Source organism: Pseudomonas sp. LBUM1663 (assembly GCF_059695905.1).
Genome location: NZ_CP166792.1, coordinates 1,606,948 through 1,626,283, shown reverse-complemented (window position 1 = coordinate 1,626,283; position 19,336 = coordinate 1,606,948). Strand labels below are relative to the sequence as shown.

Below are 19,336 nucleotides of genomic sequence, written 5' to 3'. Positions count from 1 at the left end.
CGTAAACCTGCAGGATGCATCACGCGATACAGTCTCGATAGGTCGCCTATCAAGGACACTCTCATGTCGCTGTTCAAACGTTCAGTCACTGAGTTGTTAGGTACGTTCTGGCTGGTCTTGGGCGGTTGCGGCAGTGCGGTGCTCGCTGCGTCTTCGCCCCTCGGGATCGGGGTGCTGGGTGTGGCCATCGCGTTTGGTCTCACCGTGTTGACCATGGCATTCGCCATTGGCCATATCTCCGGTTGTCACCTCAACCCAGCCGTCTCCGTCGGCCTGTTCGTCGGCGGTCGGTTTCCGGCGCGGGAGTTGCCCGCGTACATCATCGCCCAGGTGATTGGTGCCATTATCGCCGCCGCGCTGATCTACTACATCGCCAGCGGCAAGGAAGGCTTCGATCTCTCCGCCGGCCTGGCTTCCAACGGCTACGGCGAACACTCCCCGGGCAAGTACTCAATGGCCGCAAGCTTTGTCTGTGAACTGGTGATGACCGCGATGTTCGTACTGATCATCCTCGGCGCCACCGACAAACGTGCGCCCGCCGGGCTTGCACCGATTGCCATCGGGCTGGCGTTGACGCTGATTCACTTGATCTCGATTCCCGTCACCAATACTTCGGTCAACCCGGCCCGTAGCACCGGTCCGGCGTTGATGGTCGGCGGCTGGGCCATCGCGCAATTGTGGATGTTCTGGGTGGCACCGCTGCTGGGCGCGGTGATCGGTGGCGTGACCTATCGCTGGCTCGGCAAGGAAGGCACTTGAGGCCACAGGCGAGGATCATGCTTGCCGATAAGGCAACGCGGTCCTCGCTTCCTCGGCATAGGCCAACACCCCAAGACGCTCCTGGTGCAGGAAGTCTTTGACCGCGGCTTTCAGTCCAGGATGACGCAAGTAATGCCAGGAATGGGTGATCACCGGTTCAAAGCCGCGAATCAACTTGTGTTCGCCCTGGGCGCCGGCATCAAAACGCTGGAAGCCGTTGGCAATCGCGTAGTCCATGCCCTGGTAGAAACAGGTCTCGAAGTGCAAACGGTCGAACTCCGCCAGGCAGCCCCAGTAACGCCCATAAAAACTGTCGCCGCCCACCAGGCTGAAGGCCATGGCGACGGGTCGTGAACCTTGCTTGGCCAGCACCACGCGAATGGCTTCGGGCATGCGCTCAGCCAGTAGACTGAAAAATTCCCGCGTCAGATAGGGCCTTTGCCGACGCACGGCGTAGGTATTGGCATAGCAGGCATAGACAAAATCCCACTGCGCTTGATCCAGTTGCTTGCCTTCCAGCCATTCGAACTCAATCCCCTGCCCCGCCACTTGCTCGCGCTCTTTGCGCATCTGCTTGCGTTTGCGCGAACTGAGAACGTCGAGGAAGTCCTGAAAATCCCGATAGCCACGATTCTGCCAGTGGTACTGACAGCCGATCCGCTGCAACCAGCCGGGTTGTTCGGCCAATGCTGCGTCGGTGAAAGGGTCGGTGAAGTTGATGTGGGCGCTGGAGAGTTCTTCGATCTCAAGGTAACCCGGCAGGCTCTTCAGTAGCTCGAAACCGTCCTCGACACTCCGCGCCAGCAACCGCGGCCCGCTGACCGGGCTGAACGGCACCGCAGTCAACAGCTTGGGGTAATAGTCGATACCGGCACGCTCGCAGGCATCGGCCCAGGCGTGATCGAACACGTACTCGCCGTAGGAATGCCACTTGCGGTAACTGGGCAACGCGGCGATCAGACGCCCTTCTTCGAGGTGCAACAGATGCTCGGGCTGCCAGCCGGAATGGGGCCCGAGGCTGCCGCTGTCTTCCAGTGCACTGAGAAAGGCATGGCGCAGAAACGGCTGATTATCCGGCACCAGAGCATCCCACGTGCGCGGACCAATATCGGACAGGCTTTCCAGACGTTGCAGCGGCATTGACACCCTCTCTACTTCTTCGCGTAACAGCCCGGCGAGTATCGCCTATCGCCCGCCATTAAACATCCGTCAAAAGCGCCGACAGGGCTCTGGATCAAAAGTTCAGACCGACTCTGTATCGTCATCGATACGCCATCACTTTGCCACTGCTCTGTAATAAACCATCGCGATACTGGCGCCAGTTTTTAGAGCGTCGGGTTCTACCCGGCCACTGTTTCCGTCCATCAACGGTCGGTTGTGTCCCGGATGGCTCAGTCATCCCCTTACATCTTCGGAGATTGATATGCGTCTTGCTTCCACGAAAACTGCGGCGGCCCTGTGTGGCGGTCTGCTGCTGGCCATGAGCGTTCCGGCCAGTGCCGCAGTCGACGCCAAACTGCTCGACATGCTTAAGGCAAACGGCTCGATTACCAACGCGCAATACAGCGAACTGCAAGCCGAGCTGGCCAGGGATCAGAAAGACCAGCAAATCGCCCGTCAGGCTCAGCAAGAGACCAACGAGCAGATCGCGGCCACCGCGAAGAAAACCAATGAACTGAGCACCTTCGACCAGAAACTGGCCTGGGCCGCCAAGACCCAATTCAAGGGCGACGTGCGTTTCCGTCAGGAAACCGTCCACAACGATGGCGTTTCGAACAACAAAGACCAGGATCGCCAGCGCATCCGTGCCCGCCTGGGTGCCTACACCGAAATCAACCCGCAAGTGGACACCGGTATCCGTATCGCCACCGGCAACAACGACGACCCACGCTCCACCAACCAGAGCCTGGACAACTACTTCGACAAGAAGCAGATCTGGCTGGACCAGGGTTACGTCGACTACCACCCCGACTTCGCCAAAAACCTGCACGTCGTGGGCGGCAAGATGCCACAGCAATGGGTGAGCATGGGCGACGTCATCTGGGATAGCGACATCAGCCCGGAAGGTCTGTCCCTGTCTTACAAATACCCACTGGGCGCCAGCACCGAGCTGTTCGGTAGCGCCGGCCACTACACCCTCAAGGACAACGTCGACGGCGACGGTGTGCAGTTCAAACACGACCTGCGCCTGTACGCCGGCCAGTTGGGTGCGCGCTTCGCCCTCACCGACAACCTGAAATTCACCTTGGGCGGCAGCGTCTACGGCTACGACAACGACGATGACATCACCCCGGTCGCTGGCGTTATCCCAGGGCAACTGGCTATCAACGGCAACAGCCCGAACGAACAGTTCAAGCTGTACGAAGGCTTCGGTCAGCTCGACATCGGCGGCCTGCCACTGCCGCTCTCGCTGTACGGTCAGTACGTCAACAACAAAGATGCCAGCAACGATCAGGACTCTGCTTGGCTAGCCGGTATCAAGACCAAGATTTATGGCTTCGCCGTGGACTACAACTATCGCGACGTACAGCGTAACGCCGTGGTCGGTGCCTTCACCGACTCCGACTTCGCCAACGGTTTCACCGGTTCGCGCGGCAGCAAGTTGAAAGTGAGCTACGAGTTGGACAAGAACTTCAACCTCGGCGCGACGTACTTCATGGCTAACTCGGACTACACCAACGCCACGCTCAAGGACTCGGACATCAACACCCTGCAACTGGATGCCGAAGCCAAGTTCTAAACACCGCGCAACACGCCTCGGGCCATGGAATGCCCGAGGCGCTTTCAGCCTGGCGTGGGTGAATCGATCCCCATCATCCGTTCGATTCATCCACGCCAGTCTGCTTCTCTTCCCGGCTTTTACCGGTCAGGGAACATCCTTGAGACGTTCAGCGGCCAGACGCTCGGCGATCTTGTCCACATCCGGCACCGCTTCTTCCGGCATCGCACGCAGCGTCGCCTGCATCAAACGCATCTGACGAATGAACCGCCGGCAATTGGGGCAGAACATTAAATGATGCCGCACCAGCAATTTCTCCCGAAAGCTCAACTGGCCATCGAGATAATCACTGGAACGTGCCACTTGCTCCTTACAGGTCAGCATTCACCGGTTTCCTCAAAGTGTTCTACGGTCGCAAAGACCTTCAAACGTGCCCGATGCAGCAGCACGCGAACATTGGAGAGCGAGATTTCCAGAAGATTACAGATCTCCTCCAGCTCCAGGCCCTGACGTTCGCGAAGTAACAGAACACTGCGTTGCAATTCCGGCAAGCTCAGCAAGGTGTGCTCAAGGCATTCGCGCAGCTCGTTTTGGGTGAGCAACGCTTCCGGGGTGTCCTGATGCCAGGCGAACGGTGCCACCAGCCAGTGGCCGTCTGCAGCTGAAAAACGATCGTCATCAACGGTGCCATGGGGCGATGGAAGGTCATCAAGCAGCACCTCGCGACGGTTCTGCTTGTAACGGCCCTTCGCCGCATTGGCGGTGATGGTCAGCAACCAGGTCTTGAGGCTCGAACGCGCCTCGAACTTGCTCAGATTGCGCACGACAGAAAGCCACGCGTCCTGCACCACCTCGTCAGCATGCCGGCTGCCGACGATCGCATAAGCCACTGCACGCATCGGGCTCTGGTAAGTGCTGACCAACTCTTTGAAGGCTTGTTGTTCGCCTGCCAGCAATCGTTGCAGCAGTTGCGCGTCGTCAGCCGCCATTCACAAACCCCTTGTCCTGATCTCGAAAAATGAGTCAGCAGGGCGTCGCCGTCGGCAACGTCCTGCTGTCATTTCCGAAAGTTACAGCGTCCCGACTGTTTCGGCTGTAGGAAAAGCCACCGCAAATCAGAAGAAAGAACGACAGCCGTTGCTCTCAACGCTTGCGCAAAATCACGCTGCCAATCGAGTAACCCGCGCCGAACGAGCTGAGCACGGCCAGGGAGCCGGCGGCCAGATCGTCCTGATGTTTGTGAAACGAAATCACCGACCCGGCGGAACTGGTGTTGGCGTAGGTGTCGAGAATCACGGGGGCTTCTTCTTCGGTGGCTTCGCGGCCCAGCAGTTTCTTGACGATCAGGTGGTTCATGCTGAGGTTGGCCTGGTGCAACCAGAAGCGCTTCACGTCACCGACGTTGAGCTTGTTCTCTTCCAAGTGCGTAGCGATCAGCTCGGCGACCATCGGGCAGACGTCGCGGAACACCTTGCGGCCTTCCTGTACGAACAGTTTGTCCTTGGCACCGATGCCCTCTTCCGCCGCGCGGTTGAGGAAGCCGAAGTTGTTGCGGATGTTGTTGGAGAACTTGGTCAGCAGTTTGGTGCTGACCACGTCGAACTGATGCTTGGACGTCGCCAGGTCGGCACGCTCGATGATTACCGCCGTCGCCGCGTCGCCAAAGATGAAGTGGCTGTCACGGTCGCGGAAGTTCAGGTGACCGGTGCAGACTTCCGGGTTGACCATCAGGATCGCCCGGGCCTGGCCCAGTTGCACGCTGTTGGTGGCGGCCTGGATGCCGAAGGTCGCCGAGGAGCAGGCCACGTTCATGTCGAAACCGAAGCCCTGGATGCCCAGCGCTTCCTGGACTTCGATGGCAATGGCCGGGTAGGCGCGTTGCAGGTTGGAGCACGCCACAATAACGCCGTCGATGTCGGCGGCGGTTTTGCCGGCACGCTGCAAGGCCTGTTCGGCTGCGCCGATGGCCATCTGGCAAAGCACCGACCATTCGTCGTTGGAACGCTCAGGCAGACGCGGCGCCATGCGTTGCGGGTCGAGGATGCCGTCCTTGTCCATGACAAAGCGGCTTTTGATACCGGAAGCTTTTTCGATAAACGCAGCGCTGGATTCGGTCAACGCTTCGACTTCACCACGGGCGATGGCGTCAGCGTTGTCGGCGTTGAATTGCGCGACGTAAGCGTTGAAAGACTGCACCAGCTCTTCATTGGAGATGCTGTTGGCCGGGGTATACAGGCCGGTGCCGCTGATGACGACGTTATGCATGGTCGTTTCTCTAATCTGTTCAGGCAGAAAGCGTTGGCACCGACGTACCAACACACAAAGGGTCTGTTTCCGTCACGGGAAGCACACCTGGCATCGCTTTATTCCGATCCGCCCGAACCTTCAGAGGCTCAAAACCGCGGGGCCGGCGTTTATAGGCGCGAAGTTTGCCATAAACATTGGGGTTTGGCGCCATTTGCAAGCGCAACGGCGGACCTGAGTGAACCTATGTGGCGAGGGGATTTATCCCCGTTGAGTGGCGAAGCCACCCCAAAACCTGCAACTTCGGTATATCAGGTACACCGAGTCTGCTGGTTTTACGACTGCTTCGCAGCCGAACGGGGATAAATCCCCTCACCACAAAAGCTCGCTCCCACAGGTATTGCACAAGCCTCAAGCTCAGGGTTCAACCAGGGTCCATTGCTTGTTCAGGCGCTTGTCGGAGATCGGCACCTTGGTCCCCAGTTGCTGGGCGAACAGCGAAACCCGGTATTCCTCCAGCCACCAGCGATAGAGCTCCAGTTGCGGATCGCGCTTGCCTTCCTGGGCGTGTTTGTTGGCGCGGGTCTGGTATTGGGTCCAGAGACCGGACAGTTCGCCACTCCAGACCCGATCCCTCTGCACCTGTGCGCCAATCTTCTCGAAGCGTTGCTCGACGGCCTTCAGGTAACGCGGCAACTCCTTGAGCCACTGCATCGGCGTTTCCCGGACAAACCCCGGATACACCAGATGACTGAGTTGCTGCTTGATGTCGTTCAAGGCCACGGCTTGCGCCAGATCAATCTTGCCCTTGAAGCGTTTTTGCAGGCCGTGCCAGTGCTTGAGGATCTCCAGCGTCAATCTGGCCAGGCGCTCGGCGTGCTCGGTCCAACCACCGCGTTTGCGCTCGGCCAACGAGGCCAACCCGGCGCCATCCCGTGGCAACGGGTCTTCGCCCTCGAGAATGCAGCTGTCGAGGCTGGCCAGCAGAATGTCTTCCACCAGCGCATCAATGCGCCCCAGTTCACGGTACATCAGCCCCAGCTCGGTCAGCCCCGGCAGCTTGCCGCGCAGGAACTTCGCCGGCTCGGCCAATTGCTGCATCAGCAATCGTTGCAAGGCGCGGCGATGCTGGAACTCGGCTTCGGCCGGGGTTGAAAAGCGCCCTTCCTTGACCGTGCCGCTCTCTTCCACCAGCGCCGGATACACCGTCATCGACAACCCGGCGATCTTCTGCTGGGTTTTCTCGGCGACGGCGGCAAACACTTTCGGCTCCACCGGTTGCTGGTTTTTCGCGGTTTGCGGCACGGCCAACGCGGCTTGGCTGGCTTCGGCAAAGCGTGCCGTCAACTCGGCCAGATCTCGCCCTTCGCCGAGGAACTTGCCCTGGCCATCGACGATTTCCAGGTTCATCCGCAAATGGCTATCGACCTGTTGCGCGGCCTCCGCCCACGCCTCATCGCTGACCCGCGCGCCTGTCATGCGCAGCAGTTCGCGGCCCAACGCCTGCGGCAACGAGCCCTCGGCGAAGGTCATGCGCTGCAACGCGGCTTTGACGAAGTCCGGCACCGGCACAAAATTCTTGCGCAGGGCCTTGGGCAGGTTGCGCACCAGCGCGATGCACTTGGCCTCAATCACGCCCGGCACCAGCCATTCCAGACGTTCCGGCGGCAGCATCGGCAACAGCGGTGCCGGCACGCGCAGGGTCACGCCGTCACGTGGGTGATTCGGCTCGAAGTGGTAACTCAGGGCCAGTTCCAGATCGCCGATGTGCAAGGTGTCCGGGTAATGCAGTGCGGTGACTTCGCTGGCCTCACGGGCCAGCACGTCTTCTTCACGCATGATCAGCAACTGTGGGTCTTTCTGGCTATTGACCTTGTACCAACTGTCGAAAGTCGCGGTCTGGTGAATCTCTGCTGGCAATCGCGCATCGTAGAAAGCGAACAGGGTTTCTTCGTCAGCGAGAATGTCGCGACGGCGAGCCTTGGCTTCCAGCTCGTCGAGCTGTTCCAGCAATTGCGCATTGGCCGTCAAGCACTTGGCTTTGGATTGAATCTCGCCTCGTACCAGGCCTTCGCGAATGAAAAACTCACGGGACACCACCGGGTCGATCGGCGCGTAATGCACCGGCCGGCGACCGACCACGATCAGCCCGAACAGTGTGATCTGCTCGAAGGCCACGACCTGGCCGCGCTTTTTCTCCCAGTGCGGTTCGAAGTGGTTTTTCTTGATCAGGTGACCGGCCAGCGGCTCGATCCAGTCCGAGTCGATCTTGGCGACCATCCGCGCATAGAGCTTGGTGGTTTCCACCAGTTCGGCGGCCATCAGCCATTGCGGACGCTTTTTACCGAGGCCCGATGACGGGTGAATCCAGAAACGCCGCTGACGGGCACCGAGGTAATCCCCTTCATCGGCTTTCTGGCCGATCTGACTGAGCAGGCCCGAGAGCACGGCTTTGTGCAGTTTCGGGTAATCCGCCGGCTCTTTATTCAGGCTCAGCTGCATGTCGCGGCAGATCAGGCTCAACTGACGGTGCGAGTCGCGCCATTCGCGCAGCCGCAGGTAGTTCAGGAAATTCTTGCGGCACCAATTGCGCAGCGGGCTCGCCGTCAGCGCTTGGCGCTGTTCTTCAAAACCGCGCCACAGATTGACCAGCCCGGCGAAATCCGAGTCCACGTCCTTCCATTGCGCGTGGGCCTGATCCGCCGCTTGCTGGCGCTCCGGCGGACGCTCGCGCGGATCCTGGATCGACATGGCGCTGGCGACGATCAGCACTTCCTGCAAGCTGCCGAGTTTCGCCGCTTCCAGCAGCATGCGGCCCATGCGCGGGTCCACCGGCAGGCGCGCCAACTGGCGACCGAGCGGGGTCAGCTGGCTGTTGCGGTCGACCGCCGAGAGTTCTTGCAGCAGGTTGAAACCGTCGCTGATGGCTTTGCCATCCGGAGGCTCGATAAACGGAAAATCGGTGATCTCGCCAAGGCGCAGATGCAGCATCTGCAAAATCACCGCCGCGAGGTTGGTGCGCAGGATTTCCGGATCGGTAAACTCCGGGCGACCGATGAAATCCTCTTCACCGTACAGGCGAATGCAAATACCCGGTTCGACCCGTCCGCACCGGCCTTTACGCTGGTTGGCGCTGGCCTGGGAAATGGCTTCGATGGGCAGGCGCTGGACCTTGGCGCGGTAGCTGTAACGGCTGATGCGCGCGGTGCCGCTGTCGATCACGTAACGAATGCCCGGCACCGTCAACGAGGTTTCCGCGACGTTGGTCGCCAGGACCACCCGACGGCCAGGGTGCGACTGAAAAATCCGCTGCTGTTCGGCCGGTGACAGTCGTGCGTACAGCGGCAGAATCTCGGTGTGCTTGAGCTGGGCCTTGCGCAGCATGTCGGCGGCGTCGCGAATCTCGCGCTCGCCGGGCAGGAACACCAGCACGTCACCGGGGCTCTTGCGCTCGCTGCGTTCGAACGCGGCGATTTCGTCGAGGGTGGCAAGGATCGCCTGATCCACGGTCAAGTCGTCCTCGACACGGTTGCCCTCCTCGTCCTGCTCCAAAGTCAGCGGGCGATACCAGGTCTCTACCGGGAAGGTGCGGCCGGAGACTTCGACGATTGGCGCGTCATCGAAGTGCTTGGAAAAGCGCTCCAGGTCGATGGTCGCCGAGGTGATGATGACTTTCAGGTCTGGACGGCGCGGCAGCAGGGTTTTCAGGTAGCCGAGCAGGAAGTCGATGTTGAGGCTGCGTTCGTGGGCTTCGTCGACGATGATCGTGTCGTAGCGTTCGAGGTAGCGGTCGTTCTGGGTTTCCGCCAGCAGGATGCCGTCGGTCATCAGTTTGATCAGGGTGTTGGAATCGCTCTGATCCTCGAACCGCACCTGATAGCCAACCAGCGCGCCCAACGGCGTCGCCAGTTCTTCAGCAACCCGGCTGGCCACGCTGCGCGCAGCGATTCGACGCGGCTGAGTGTGGCCGATCAAGCCATGCTGCCCGCGCCCGATTTCCAGGCAGATCTTCGGCAACTGGGTGGTTTTACCCGAACCGGTCTCGCCGGCGATGATCAGCACCTGATGCTTGAGCAGCGCTTCCTTGATTTCGTCGCGCTTGGCGGCGATCGGCAAACTGTCGTCGTAACGAATCACCGGCAGGCTGGCACGCCGCGCCAGCACCTGGTCACAAGACGCCTGCATACGCGTCACCCACTGGGCCAGTTTGGCCTCGTCAGGTTTTTTGCGCAGCTCAAGCAACTGCCGCCGCAGCCGGTGGCGGTCGGCGAGCATGGCGTGATCGAGGTTTTTCAGCAGTTTGTCGATGGAAGGCGATTCGTCAGTCATCAGGTACGCAATAAGTCGGCTAGTGGCGCAGGGGGGCGATTGTCGCAGATTTGTGGCACAGAGCACGAATGTGAAGGGCTTTTGTGGCGAGGGGATTTATCCCCGTTGGACCGCGAAGCGGTCCCAAAAACAGGCAACGTGAATTTTCAGACAGGTCACATCGAATGGTCTTGCGACTGCTTCGCAGCCGAACGGGGATAAATCCCCTCACCACAAAAGCCCCTCGCCACAGGGGTGTTCACTCAGTGGGTTATTCGTTATCCAGGCCTTTGCGGCGATACGGGAACACATCGATGATTTTGCCGGCGCGAATGGCTTCCTGGAGGCTTTTCCAGTAATCGGCGTTGTACAACTCGCCATGCAACTGGTCAAACAGCTTCCTTTGCCCGGAATCAGCAAACAAAAACGGCGGAAATTCCTCGGGAAACACATCCAGCGGCCCGATCGAATACCACGGCTCGGACGCCATTTCGTCTTCCGGTGTACGCGGTTGCGGGATGTGGCGGAAGTTGGCTTCGGTCAGGAAGCAGATCTCGTCATAGTCATAAAACACCACCCGCCCGTGCCGGGTGACGCCGAAGTTCTTCAACAGCATGTCGCCGGGAAAGATGTTCGCCGCCGCCAGTTGCTTGATCGCCAGGCCGTAATCCTCAAGCGCCTCGTGGACCTGCGCCTCGTTGGCGTTTTCCAGGTACAGGTTCAGCGGCGTCATTCGCCGCTCGGTCCAGCAGTGGCGAATCAGCACGGTGTCGCCTTCCACCGACACCGTGGACGCGGCCACCTCAAGCAGCTCCTCCAGGCATGCCGGTTCGAACTTGCTCAACGGGAAGCGAAAATCGGCGAATTCCTGGGTATCGGCCATGCGCCCGACGCGGTCGACGCTTTTCACCAACCGGTATTTTTCGATCACCGTGGCGCGGTCGACGTTTTTCGACGGCGAGAAACGGTCCTTGATGATTTTGAACACGGTGTTGAAGCCCGGCAGGGTAAACACGCTCATCACCATGCCGCGCACGCCGGGGGCCATGATGAATTGGTCGTCGGTGTTGGCCAGGTGATTGATCAGCGCCCGGTAGAACTCGGACTTGCCGTGCTTGTAGAAGCCGATCGAGGTGTACAACTCGGCGACGTGCTTGCCCGGCAGGATGCGCTTGAGGAAGCCGATGAACTCGGCCGGCACCGGCACATCCACCATGAAATACGAACGGGTGAACGAGAAAATGATCGACACGTCCGCTTCGTCGGTAATCAGCGCATCGATCTGGATCCCGCGCCCTTCACGGTGCAGCAGCGGAATCACCAGCGGCCATTGTTCGTCACGGGTGTAGATGCGCCCCACCAGGTACGCGCCTTTGTTGCGGTAGAGCACCGAGGAAAACAGTTCGACGCTCAGCTCCGGGTCCTTGCACACCCAATCCGGCAGGTTCTCGCGCAGTTGCGCTTCGAGGCGACGCAGGTCGCCGGCCAGGTCGGCGTAATCCTCGCTGAAGCTGTAATCGGCAAAAATGCTCGCAAGCATGCCGGACAACTGGCCCTGGGGCTTGTAAGTCCGGGTTTGTGCGGCCCGGGCCCGGCGCAGGCTGGGCCGGGTGGTGTGAATGAACATGCAGCCGTCGCTGATCAGGTCATGGCTGAACAGCCCGCAGAAAATCGAGTTGTACCAGGTCTCGGACAGTTCATCGTCGAAACGCAGGTCGATCAGGGTGATGTAAGCGCTTTTGACCAGCGGCCAGCAGCTGACGTCCAGCGTGTCGCTGTCAAACGCGATGCGCAGCCGTTCCACCGTTTCGCTGACTTTTTCTTCGTACAGATTGATCCGCGCAGCCGAGGCGACCTGCGCCTCCTGCCACTTGGCCTGCTCGAAGCGGGCCCGGGCGCCGTCGGTGATCTGGCGAAAATGCTCGCGGTAATCGTCAAAGCCATCGAGGATCATTCGGGCGATGTCGGCGGCTGGCCATTGCTGCGGCATGGTGAGACCTCTGCGGGAATTCGTGAGCCCTGAGCTTAGCCAGTGAACCGGGTGCAGGAGAAGCGTAATTTTCGGCTCGAGTTAAATGCTCGTTTTTCGGTTGCCATGGATAAGGCGCTCGGCAACACTCTCGTCCCCATCAAGGAAGGAGTGCACCGTGAGCCCTGTCGATATTTTCCGTTTGCTGTCGCTGGCAGCAATCTGGGGCGCGAGTTTTCTGTTCATGCGCATCATCGCCCCCGTGATTGGCACAGTCCCCACGGCCTTCTTCCGCGTGTCGATTGCCGCCGTCGGCTTGCTGGTGATCCTCGGCCTGATGCGCATCAGCTGGGACTTCAAAGGCAAGCTCAAGACGGTGATGCTGCTCGGGGTGATCAACTCCGGGATTCCGGCGACCCTCTATTCCGTGGCGGCCCAGGTGCTGCCGGCCGGTTACTCGGCGATTTTCAACGCCACCACGCCGCTGATGGGGGTGTTGATCGGCGGCCTGTTCTTCCATGAAAAACTCACCGCCGCCAAGCTTGGCGGGGTGTTCCTAGGGCTGTTTGGCGTGGGCGTCCTGACGCGTGCCGGGCCGGTGGCGTTCGACATGGAATTGCTGATGGGCGCCGCCGCCTGCCTGCTCGCAACCACCTGTTATGGCTTTGCCGGGTTCCTGGCCCGCCGCTGGCTTGACCACGCGGGCGGTCTCGACAGTCGTCTTTCGGCGCTGGGCAGCATGCTCGGGGCGACGCTGTTCCTATTGCCGTTGTTCGGCTACAGCGTGATCAGCCAGCCACCGGCAAGCTGGGGCGGCTGGAATGTCTGGTTGTCGTTGCTTGGGTTGGGGCTGATGTGTACCGCGCTGGCGTACATTATTTACTTCCGCTTGCTCAGCTCGATCGGGCCGGTGAGGTCGATGACCACGACCTTCCTGATCCCGCCGTTCGGGGTGTTGTGGGGGGCGCTGTTACTGGATGAGCCGTTGTCGATGGCGCATATCTACGGCGGGGTGTTGATTGCGGCGGCGTTGTGGCTGGTGTTGAAGTCGGTGGCGGTGAAGACGCCGAAACTTGGGGAGCAGTAAGCTCAAAGCCCCATGGACCTTGAGCCTGGCGGATACCCTGCGGGAGCGAGCTTGCTCGCGAAGGCGTCAGCCGCGACGCCGCTAAACCGCAGCCTTGAACCCCTCCTCCCGCTGCAACGCCCGCGCCTGGATCACATCCAGCATGGCGCAGCCTTCGCGCGTCAGCAGATACACCGCCCGGGTGATGCGGGTCAGATCGCAGTCGGAAATACCTGTGAGGTTGAGGCTGGACAGGGTGTCGGTCAGATCGCGGACCACGGTGAACCGGTGCATGGCGCAGGCGGCCATCTCGCTGAGCTCTCTGTGGGTGTTGATATACAGCACCGGGTTGTCGGCGTCGTAGGTGTCGATGGGGAGGTAACGAGGCATGACTTGGTCGAACATGGGTACAACTCCAAATAGAGCTACCACCGCTCGCGGCCAAGCGAAAAAGGTGGCAGCTGTGTACGGGTTGGCCGACCGGCACCCATCAATCCGGCACACCCGAAGGTGTCCCGCGCACAGCTGCCATAACACGATGTCCAGGCAAGAGGCCCTGAACAATGACGCTGATGCGTTTTTGGATGACCGACCGGCCAAGGTCGTTCGCGGTGTTTTCCGCGAGCCCGAACTATAGCGGTCGGTACCGAAACGCGGCAACAGGGTACGTCGTAGGAAACGTCTTGGAAAGTTGAGCGTTACTGCATCATCGCCCTCATCCGTTGTAGGACCACTAATTCCCTCCCCCACAAAACCCCCTCGCCACAATCAGCGAGACTTACGGAATACGAACACCAATCCGACAATAATCAGCACCATCCCAAGCATGCTCAATGCCGCCAGCCGATTACCAAAAATCAGGTAGTCCATCACCGCTGTCACGGCCGGCACCAGGTAAAACAGACTGGTGACATTCACCAGATTGCCCCGGGCGATCAAGCGGTACAGCAGCAACGTTGCCAACACCGACACCACCAACCCCATCCACAACACCGGCACGATGAACCCGCTGCTGTGTTCGAAATGAAACGGCTGGAACGGCACAAAGATCCCGCAGAGCAACAGCCCGGCCAGGTATTGCACCGGCAGCGTGCCGAGGGGATTGTCAGTGATGCGCTTCTGCATGATCGAGCCGAACGTCATGCTCGCCAACGCCAGCAAACCGAAAAGCATCCCGGCCAATGACATGCCGGCCAGACCAATGCCCTGGTAAACCACCATGATCAGCCCGGCCAGGCCCAGCGCCAGGCCGAACATCCGGCTGGCCGAGCGCTGACGCTCCATGATCACCACCGTGAGAATCGGCTGCACGCCCATGATCGTTGCCATCACGCCCGGGGTGACTTTGAGGTCCAGAGCCAGCAGATAAAAAATCTGATAAGCCCCCAGCAACACCACGCCCGTGGCCATCGCATACAACATCGGCTTGCCGCCCTTGGGCAATTTCAGCTTGAGCAACGGCACCAGCACTATCAATCCGCACAAGGCGATGGCAAAGCGAATCAGCAAAAAGGCAAAGGGCGATGCATGGGCCAGGCCCCATTTGGAGAAGATCGCACCGCTGCTCCACAGCAGAACGAACAGGCTCGTGGACGCCGCCGCGAGCACGGATTTTTTCGACAGGACAAACATGAATACCACCTGTAGTCAGGCAAAAAAGCCAAGTCAGCCGAAGCTGAAATTCAGTAGTTTTTCAGGCGAAAACTTTTTAGACGGGCATGGGAACAGCAGAAAAAAGCTGATCAGCCCGAAACGCCAACGCCCGGCGGTGATACGACTGCGTACACCGGCGTGCTACTGACAGGTGGGGGGTAATGACTGATCTGCGCAGGCTGCTGATTCCCGCACGGCACGACGCCAGCGTTGACCGCTGAATCGACTACCGCGTTGATGAGGGAAGCGGGCATGGGCTGATCTTTTTTGATGGGGTGGACAGTGGGTATGAGAAGCACCGAGCGCCGACTATAACCAGCGGCGGACATGGATTGCAATGACTTGGACAAAGGGCCACTAACGACACCTCGTCGCGGGCGTACCATTTAAATTTTCCCCATAAAAAAACCGCTCTAAAAGCGCGGTTTTCTATTGAATCCAGTCAGCCAAACAACCAATACCCCAACAACGTCAGCACCACCACCGCCAGCACCGGCCGCAGCACGCGGTACGCCTTGGGATTACGACGCTTCCAGCGCTTGACCACACCACTGACTTTGTCGCTGGAGTTCTTGCTCCAGGCATACGCCTGGTTAATTCCGCCGACCCGTTCATCATCAAGGTTCTGAGGTGCGGTGGCGCGACCGAGCAAGCCGCTGATCCAGCGGTTGATACGGGTCATGACGCGGTTGCTCAACGGTCGTTCGATGTCGCAGAACAGAATGACGCGGGTTTTCTCGGTTTCGTTTTTGACCCAATGCACGTAGGTCTCATCGAACATCACGTCCTCGCCATCGCGCCAGGCGTAAACCTGGCCGTCGACGAAGATGCGGCAATCATCGGAGTTCGGCGTCGACAGCCCCAGGTGATAACGCAGGGAACCGGCAAACGGATCGCGGTGCGGGTTGAGGTGGCTGCCACCCGGCAGCAACGCGAACATCGCACCCTTTACGTTGGGAATGCTGCTGACCAGCGCCACGGTTTTCGGGCACAGGGTTTCAGCGGATGGCAGGGGTTTGTCGTACCACTTGAGGTAGAAACGTTTCCAGCCTTTTTTGAAGAACGAACCAAAACCGGCGTCGTTGTTCTTTTCGGCGGCGCGGATGTAACCCTCGTCGAACAGGTGCATGGCTTCGTCGCGGATGACTTCCCAGTTGTCCTTGAGCACGTCCAGCTCCGGGAATTTGCTGCGGTCCAGATAGGGTTTGGACGGCACACTGGAGAACAGGTACATCAACGCGTTGTAAGGTGCAAACAAGGCTGAGTGGTTGACGAACTGACGCAGAACCGGCAATCGCGACTTGCCGCGCAAATGCACATAGAGGGTGCTGCCAAGAAATAACAGCAACACAGACGCTTTCGCGGCAAAGGAAAAGGTCATCTACGGCTCCTTGAGATTAGTCTCTATGCACAACGCCATTTACCCGACGTGGCAGCCGGCCATGATAAACACTACCGGCCTCGGGAAAAACCCACAAAACTAGACATTCAGTATTAAGGCTTGTGCAACAAAGCACTTATTAACATAAGGTTCCTGAACGAGGGCTGACCTGAATCAGCCCTCTCACCAAAAGATCAAACGATCGCAGGCAACGCCTACTGCTGATTCTCCTGCTCGGTAAACAGATCGCTGAACAGCATGCTCGACAGATAGCGCTCACCGGAATCCGGCAGAATCACCACAATGGTCTTGCCCTGCATTTCCGGTGTTTCGGCCAGACGCACCGCCACCGCCATCGCGGCGCCACAGGAAATACCGCACAAAATCCCTTCTTCCTGCATCAAGCGCAGGGCCATGGCCTTAGATTCGTCGTCACTGACCAACTCAACCCGATCGACGATCGACAAGTCCAGATTCTTCGGGACAAAACCGGCACCGATCCCCTGGATCTTGTGCGGGCTCGGCTTGATCTCTTCACCGGCCATCGCCTGGGAAATTACCGGCGACACCAGCGGCTCCACGGCTACCGAGATAATCGGTTTGCCCTGGGTATTCTTGATATACCGCGAAACCCCGGTAATGGTTCCGCCGGTTCCAACGCCCGCCACCAGCACATCGACCGCGCCGTCGGTATCGTTCCAGATTTCCGGGCCGGTGGTTTTCTCGTGAATGGCCGGGTTGGCCGGGTTGTCGAACTGCGACGGCATGAAGTATTTGGCCGGATCGCTGGCGAGGATTTCGGTAGCCTTCTCGATCGCGCCTTTCATGCCCTTGGCTGGCTCGGTCAGCACCAGTTCGGCGCCCAGCGCCTTGAGGACCTTGCGTCGTTCGATGCTCATCGAGGCCGGCATGGTCAGCATCAATTTGTAACCACGGGCCGCGGCAACAAAGGCCAGGCCAATGCCGGTATTACCCGACGTCGGTTCGATGATGGTCATGCCAGGCTTGAGTTTGCCGGAGCTTTCGGCGTCCCAGATCATGCTCGCGCCGATCCGGCACTTGACCGAATAACCCGGGTTACGCCCTTCGATCTTGGCCAGGATGGTCACACCGCGCGGGGCAATACGGTTGATCTGCACCAACGGCGTATTGCCGATGGAATGGGCGTTGTCAGCGTAAATACGGCTCATGGCTGGGTCCTTGTACAGCGTTGAATAAGCTCCCAAAGGTATGCCTGTTGCCAGTGGTCGTCCAGTCGGGTCGAACGTCCGGTAAACACCGCAGTCAATGGCTTTATATCGCCAGAGATTTACCGCCATGAAACGTCGATACAGTTGGCCCCTGTGGACCCTCGCCGGCCTCGTTGTGCTGCTGGTTGCCCTGCATATCGCCCTGCCCTACCTGGTGCGCGATTACCTGAACGACAAGCTCGCGGACATGGGCGATTACCGAGGCCAGGTGACCGACGTGGACCTGGCCCTGTGGCGCGGCGCCTATAAAATCAATGGACTGAAAATCGTCAAGATCGACGGCAAGGTCCCGGTGCCTTTCGTCAATGCGCCGCTGATCGACCTTTCTGTCAGTTGGCACTCACTTTGGTCCGACCGCGCTGTGGTGGCCGAAGTGCAGTTCTTCAACCCTGAGGTGAACTTCGTCGACGGCGGCGCCAACAAACAAAACTCCCAGACCGGTCAAGGCACCGACTGGCGCGCACAGTTGAGCAAACTGGCGCCGTTCACCTTTAACGAAATACGCATCTACGACGGCAAGATCAGCTTTCGAAACTTCAATTCCAAGCCTCCCGTCAACATGAACGCCACCCAGGTCAACGCCAGCATTTACAACCTGACCAACGTGGCCGATACCGAAGGCAAGCGTGACGCCCGTTTTGAAGGCAAGGCGTTGTTGCTGGGGCACGCGCCTATGGAAACCACGGCCACCTTCGACCCTTTAAGCAACTTTGAAGACTTCGAATTCCGCCTTCGGGCCAAAGACATCGAACTCAAACGAATGAACGACTTTGCCTCGGCCTATGGCAAATTCGACTTCAACGCCGGTCACGGCGACGTGGTGATCGAAGCGCAGGCCAAAAAGGCCAAACTGACGGGCTACATCAAACCGCTGCTGAAAGACGTGGACGTGTTCAACTGGCAGCAGGACGTGGAAAACAAGGACAAAGGACTTTTCCGTTCCATCTGGGAGGCCATTGTCGGCGGCTCCGAAACCGTGCTGAAAAACCAGGGCAAGAACCAGTTTGCCACTCGCGTTGAGCTCAGCGGCAATGTGCATCGACAAGATATCAGCGCGTTCCAGGCGTTTTTGCAGATTTTGCGCAATGGTTTTGTCCAGGCGTTTAACGCCCGGTATGAACGGCCGAAGCCGGAGGCGGGTTAAGGTTTGCGCGTCACGGTGTAGCGACCGGTATCTTCGGCTGCCCGTGCCGGGTTCGATTGCTGCTGCAGGAAGTCCCAGCCCAGACAGGCCAATGCCAATGATCGCGGCACTGCTTCCCGTCCGCTGCTATACCGCGTGATGCTGCGGGCGCTCACCCCCAATGCTTCAGCCGCCAGATTGAGCGGTAGCCCGGTGCGAGCGCGCCAATCGATAAAGATCCGGGTATTTTCGTCCGTCGCATTTTGCGCGAGGGCATCCAGATAAAGAGTGTCGGCGCCGATCTGGATATCCTGCTCGGGCCACTCGACGCTCCAGCCATCATCACCCGACATTGCGGTTTCGAATGCGCCAGCTTCCAGCAACGGCTGCAATCCTGGATAGGTGTGCAGGTCGCGACTCAAATCGAGGGTCAGTTGCTGGCCGTCGATAAAGGTCAGCGCCAGGCGGTAATCCGGCAACGCCTGCACAGCCGACAGCCGTGGTCGTTTCATGGGTAACATCGTTTCCAGTCCTCCAGCAATTGCATCTGATGGGCCCTGACCCACTCCAGTGCTTCTTTGATAATCAGCGGCGGCGCCTTACCCACCATCACCTCGACGGTCTCCAGGCTGAGCATCACATCGAGCCCGCCACCGGTCAGGTGGACATGGGGCGGCGGATGATCTTTCTCGCGCAACTGAATGCGGTACGTATCGCGAAACCGGTATTGAGTAGACATGCCGGGGCAAGCTATCGCCAAAATGGCGATAGCTCAATACTGGCCAGCCGCCGAGACTGAGTCAAGATGTGACGCCCCATTCAGGGACTGAATAAGCCGTCTGCGTTCACAGTCGACCGGCCTGC

General features: G+C 59.3%; 17 protein-coding genes. 4 read left to right on the top strand and 13 right to left on the bottom strand.

What is annotated here, in order from left to right; all coding sequences use genetic code 11:
• Window positions 1–63: 63 nt before the first annotated feature.
• Window positions 64–759 (top strand): aquaporin Z, encoded by a 696-nt coding sequence (gene aqpZ / locus ACA075_RS07315; protein WP_497297921.1) that lies wholly within the window; start codon window positions 64–66, stop codon window positions 757–759.
• Window positions 760–774: 15 nt separating this feature from the next.
• Here the strand turns inward: aqpZ and ACA075_RS07310 are convergent, their stop codons facing one another.
• A complete protein-coding gene (locus ACA075_RS07310) occupies window positions 775–1,899 on the bottom strand; it encodes a GNAT family N-acetyltransferase (RefSeq protein ID WP_497297920.1) in 1,125 nt (374 codons plus the stop codon).
• Between the two features lie 283 nt (window positions 1,900–2,182).
• Between ACA075_RS07310 and ACA075_RS07305 the strand changes: the two genes are divergently transcribed.
• Window positions 2,183–3,499, top strand: coding sequence for a putative porin (locus ACA075_RS07305; RefSeq protein ID WP_497297918.1), 1,317 nt, complete (start codon window positions 2,183–2,185; stop codon window positions 3,497–3,499).
• A gap of 126 nt (window positions 3,500–3,625) precedes the next feature.
• Here ACA075_RS07305 and ACA075_RS07300 read toward each other — a convergent pair whose 3' ends face one another.
• The 5 genes from ACA075_RS07300 to aceK all read right to left on the bottom strand — a co-directional run bounded on the left by ACA075_RS07300 (window position 3,626) and on the right by aceK (window position 12,020).
• Window positions 3,626–3,862: an anti-sigma factor family protein gene (locus ACA075_RS07300; protein ID WP_094468599.1), complete on the bottom strand. Its 237-nt coding sequence runs from the start codon at window positions 3,860–3,862 to the stop codon at window positions 3,626–3,628.
• The gene (locus ACA075_RS07295; protein WP_497297917.1) at window positions 3,856–4,467 is read right to left on the bottom strand and encodes an RNA polymerase sigma factor; all 612 of its coding nucleotides are present in this window, start codon (window positions 4,465–4,467) and stop codon (window positions 3,856–3,858) included. Before ACA075_RS07295 ends, ACA075_RS07300 begins: the two co-directional genes overlap by 7 nt.
• Before the next feature lie 154 nt (window positions 4,468–4,621).
• Entirely contained in the window at window positions 4,622–5,743 is a 1,122-nt protein-coding gene (locus tag ACA075_RS07290; RefSeq protein ID WP_219095162.1) for a beta-ketoacyl-ACP synthase III, read from the bottom strand.
• A 396-nt stretch (window positions 5,744–6,139) separates the two neighbouring features.
• Window positions 6,140–10,051: an ATP-dependent RNA helicase HrpA gene (gene hrpA / locus ACA075_RS07285; protein WP_497297916.1), complete on the bottom strand. Its 3,912-nt coding sequence runs from the start codon at window positions 10,049–10,051 to the stop codon at window positions 6,140–6,142.
• 250 nt (window positions 10,052–10,301) lie between these two features.
• Window positions 10,302–12,020 carry a bifunctional isocitrate dehydrogenase kinase/phosphatase gene (gene aceK, locus ACA075_RS07280; protein ID WP_497297914.1) on the bottom strand — a complete coding sequence of 573 codons (1,719 nt, stop codon included), beginning with the start codon at window positions 12,018–12,020 and terminating at the stop codon, window positions 10,302–10,304.
• Between the two features lie 157 nt (window positions 12,021–12,177).
• Between aceK and ACA075_RS07275 the strand changes: the two genes are divergently transcribed.
• Complete coding sequence (locus ACA075_RS07275; RefSeq protein ID WP_497297912.1) at window positions 12,178–13,086, top strand: DMT family transporter; 909 nt, start codon at window positions 12,178–12,180, stop codon at window positions 13,084–13,086.
• An 81-nt stretch (window positions 13,087–13,167) separates the two neighbouring features.
• Here ACA075_RS07275 and ACA075_RS07270 read toward each other — a convergent pair whose 3' ends face one another.
• The 5 genes from ACA075_RS07270 to cysK form a co-directional block, all read right to left on the bottom strand.
• Window positions 13,168–13,470 carry a hypothetical protein gene (locus ACA075_RS07270; RefSeq protein ID WP_497297910.1) on the bottom strand — a complete coding sequence of 101 codons (303 nt, stop codon included), beginning with the start codon at window positions 13,468–13,470 and terminating at the stop codon, window positions 13,168–13,170.
• A 363-nt stretch (window positions 13,471–13,833) separates the two neighbouring features.
• Window positions 13,834–14,697, bottom strand: a complete 864-nt coding sequence (locus ACA075_RS07265) for a DMT family transporter (protein ID WP_497297909.1) — start codon at window positions 14,695–14,697, stop codon at window positions 13,834–13,836.
• Between the two features lie 110 nt (window positions 14,698–14,807).
• Window positions 14,808–14,972: a hypothetical protein gene (locus ACA075_RS07260; protein ID WP_219095168.1), complete on the bottom strand. Its 165-nt coding sequence runs from the start codon at window positions 14,970–14,972 to the stop codon at window positions 14,808–14,810.
• A gap of 188 nt (window positions 14,973–15,160) precedes the next feature.
• On the bottom strand, window positions 15,161–16,099 hold the full coding sequence (locus ACA075_RS07255; protein WP_497297908.1) for an aspartyl/asparaginyl beta-hydroxylase domain-containing protein: 939 nt from the start codon (window positions 16,097–16,099) through the stop codon (window positions 15,161–15,163).
• Between the two features lie 215 nt (window positions 16,100–16,314).
• Complete coding sequence (gene cysK, locus ACA075_RS07250) at window positions 16,315–17,289, bottom strand: cysteine synthase A (protein WP_497297907.1); 975 nt, start codon at window positions 17,287–17,289, stop codon at window positions 16,315–16,317.
• Between the two features lie 127 nt (window positions 17,290–17,416).
• Here cysK and ACA075_RS07245 point away from each other — a divergent pair, with 127 nt between their 5' ends.
• Window positions 17,417–18,493: a DUF748 domain-containing protein gene (locus ACA075_RS07245; RefSeq protein WP_497297905.1), complete on the top strand. Its 1,077-nt coding sequence runs from the start codon at window positions 17,417–17,419 to the stop codon at window positions 18,491–18,493.
• Here ACA075_RS07245 and ACA075_RS07240 read toward each other — a convergent pair.
• Together ACA075_RS07240 and ACA075_RS07235 are read right to left on the bottom strand one after the other, a co-directional pair.
• Window positions 18,490–18,993, bottom strand: a complete 504-nt coding sequence (locus ACA075_RS07240; protein ID WP_497297903.1) for a DUF2442 domain-containing protein — start codon at window positions 18,991–18,993, stop codon at window positions 18,490–18,492. The genes ACA075_RS07245 and ACA075_RS07240 overlap by 4 nt on opposite strands.
• Window positions 18,981–19,211, bottom strand: a complete 231-nt coding sequence (locus ACA075_RS07235) for a DUF4160 domain-containing protein (protein ID WP_497297902.1) — start codon at window positions 19,209–19,211, stop codon at window positions 18,981–18,983. The genes ACA075_RS07240 and ACA075_RS07235 overlap by 13 nt, the downstream gene beginning before the upstream one ends.
• Window positions 19,212–19,336: the final 125 nt, after the last annotated feature.

Coding starts and splice junctions, on each gene's coding strand:
- aqpZ (WP_497297921.1), top strand. CDS start 64: ATGTCGCTGTTCAAACGTTCAGTCACTGAGTTGTTAGGTACGTTCTGG.
- ACA075_RS07310 (WP_497297920.1), bottom strand. CDS start 1,899: ATGCCGCTGCAACGTCTGGAAAGCCTGTCCGATATTGGTCCGCGCACG.
- ACA075_RS07305 (WP_497297918.1), top strand. CDS start 2,183: ATGCGTCTTGCTTCCACGAAAACTGCGGCGGCCCTGTGTGGCGGTCTG.
- ACA075_RS07300 (WP_094468599.1), bottom strand. CDS start 3,862: ATGCTGACCTGTAAGGAGCAAGTGGCACGTTCCAGTGATTATCTCGAT.
- ACA075_RS07295 (WP_497297917.1), bottom strand. CDS start 4,467: ATGGCGGCTGACGACGCGCAACTGCTGCAACGATTGCTGGCAGGCGAA.
- ACA075_RS07290 (WP_219095162.1), bottom strand. CDS start 5,743: ATGCATAACGTCGTCATCAGCGGCACCGGCCTGTATACCCCGGCCAAC.
- hrpA (WP_497297916.1), bottom strand. CDS start 10,051: ATGACTGACGAATCGCCTTCCATCGACAAACTGCTGAAAAACCTCGAT.
- aceK (WP_497297914.1), bottom strand. CDS start 12,020: ATGCCGCAGCAATGGCCAGCCGCCGACATCGCCCGAATGATCCTCGAT.
- ACA075_RS07270 (WP_497297910.1), bottom strand. CDS start 13,470: ATGTTCGACCAAGTCATGCCTCGTTACCTCCCCATCGACACCTACGAC.
- ACA075_RS07265 (WP_497297909.1), bottom strand. CDS start 14,697: ATGTTTGTCCTGTCGAAAAAATCCGTGCTCGCGGCGGCGTCCACGAGC.
- ACA075_RS07260 (WP_219095168.1), bottom strand. CDS start 14,972: ATGCCCGCTTCCCTCATCAACGCGGTAGTCGATTCAGCGGTCAACGCT.
- ACA075_RS07255 (WP_497297908.1), bottom strand. CDS start 16,099: ATGACCTTTTCCTTTGCCGCGAAAGCGTCTGTGTTGCTGTTATTTCTT.
- cysK (WP_497297907.1), bottom strand. CDS start 17,289: ATGAGCCGTATTTACGCTGACAACGCCCATTCCATCGGCAATACGCCG.
- ACA075_RS07245 (WP_497297905.1), top strand. CDS start 17,417: ATGAAACGTCGATACAGTTGGCCCCTGTGGACCCTCGCCGGCCTCGTT.
- ACA075_RS07240 (WP_497297903.1), bottom strand. CDS start 18,993: ATGTTACCCATGAAACGACCACGGCTGTCGGCTGTGCAGGCGTTGCCG.
- ACA075_RS07235 (WP_497297902.1), bottom strand. CDS start 19,211: ATGTCTACTCAATACCGGTTTCGCGATACGTACCGCATTCAGTTGCGC.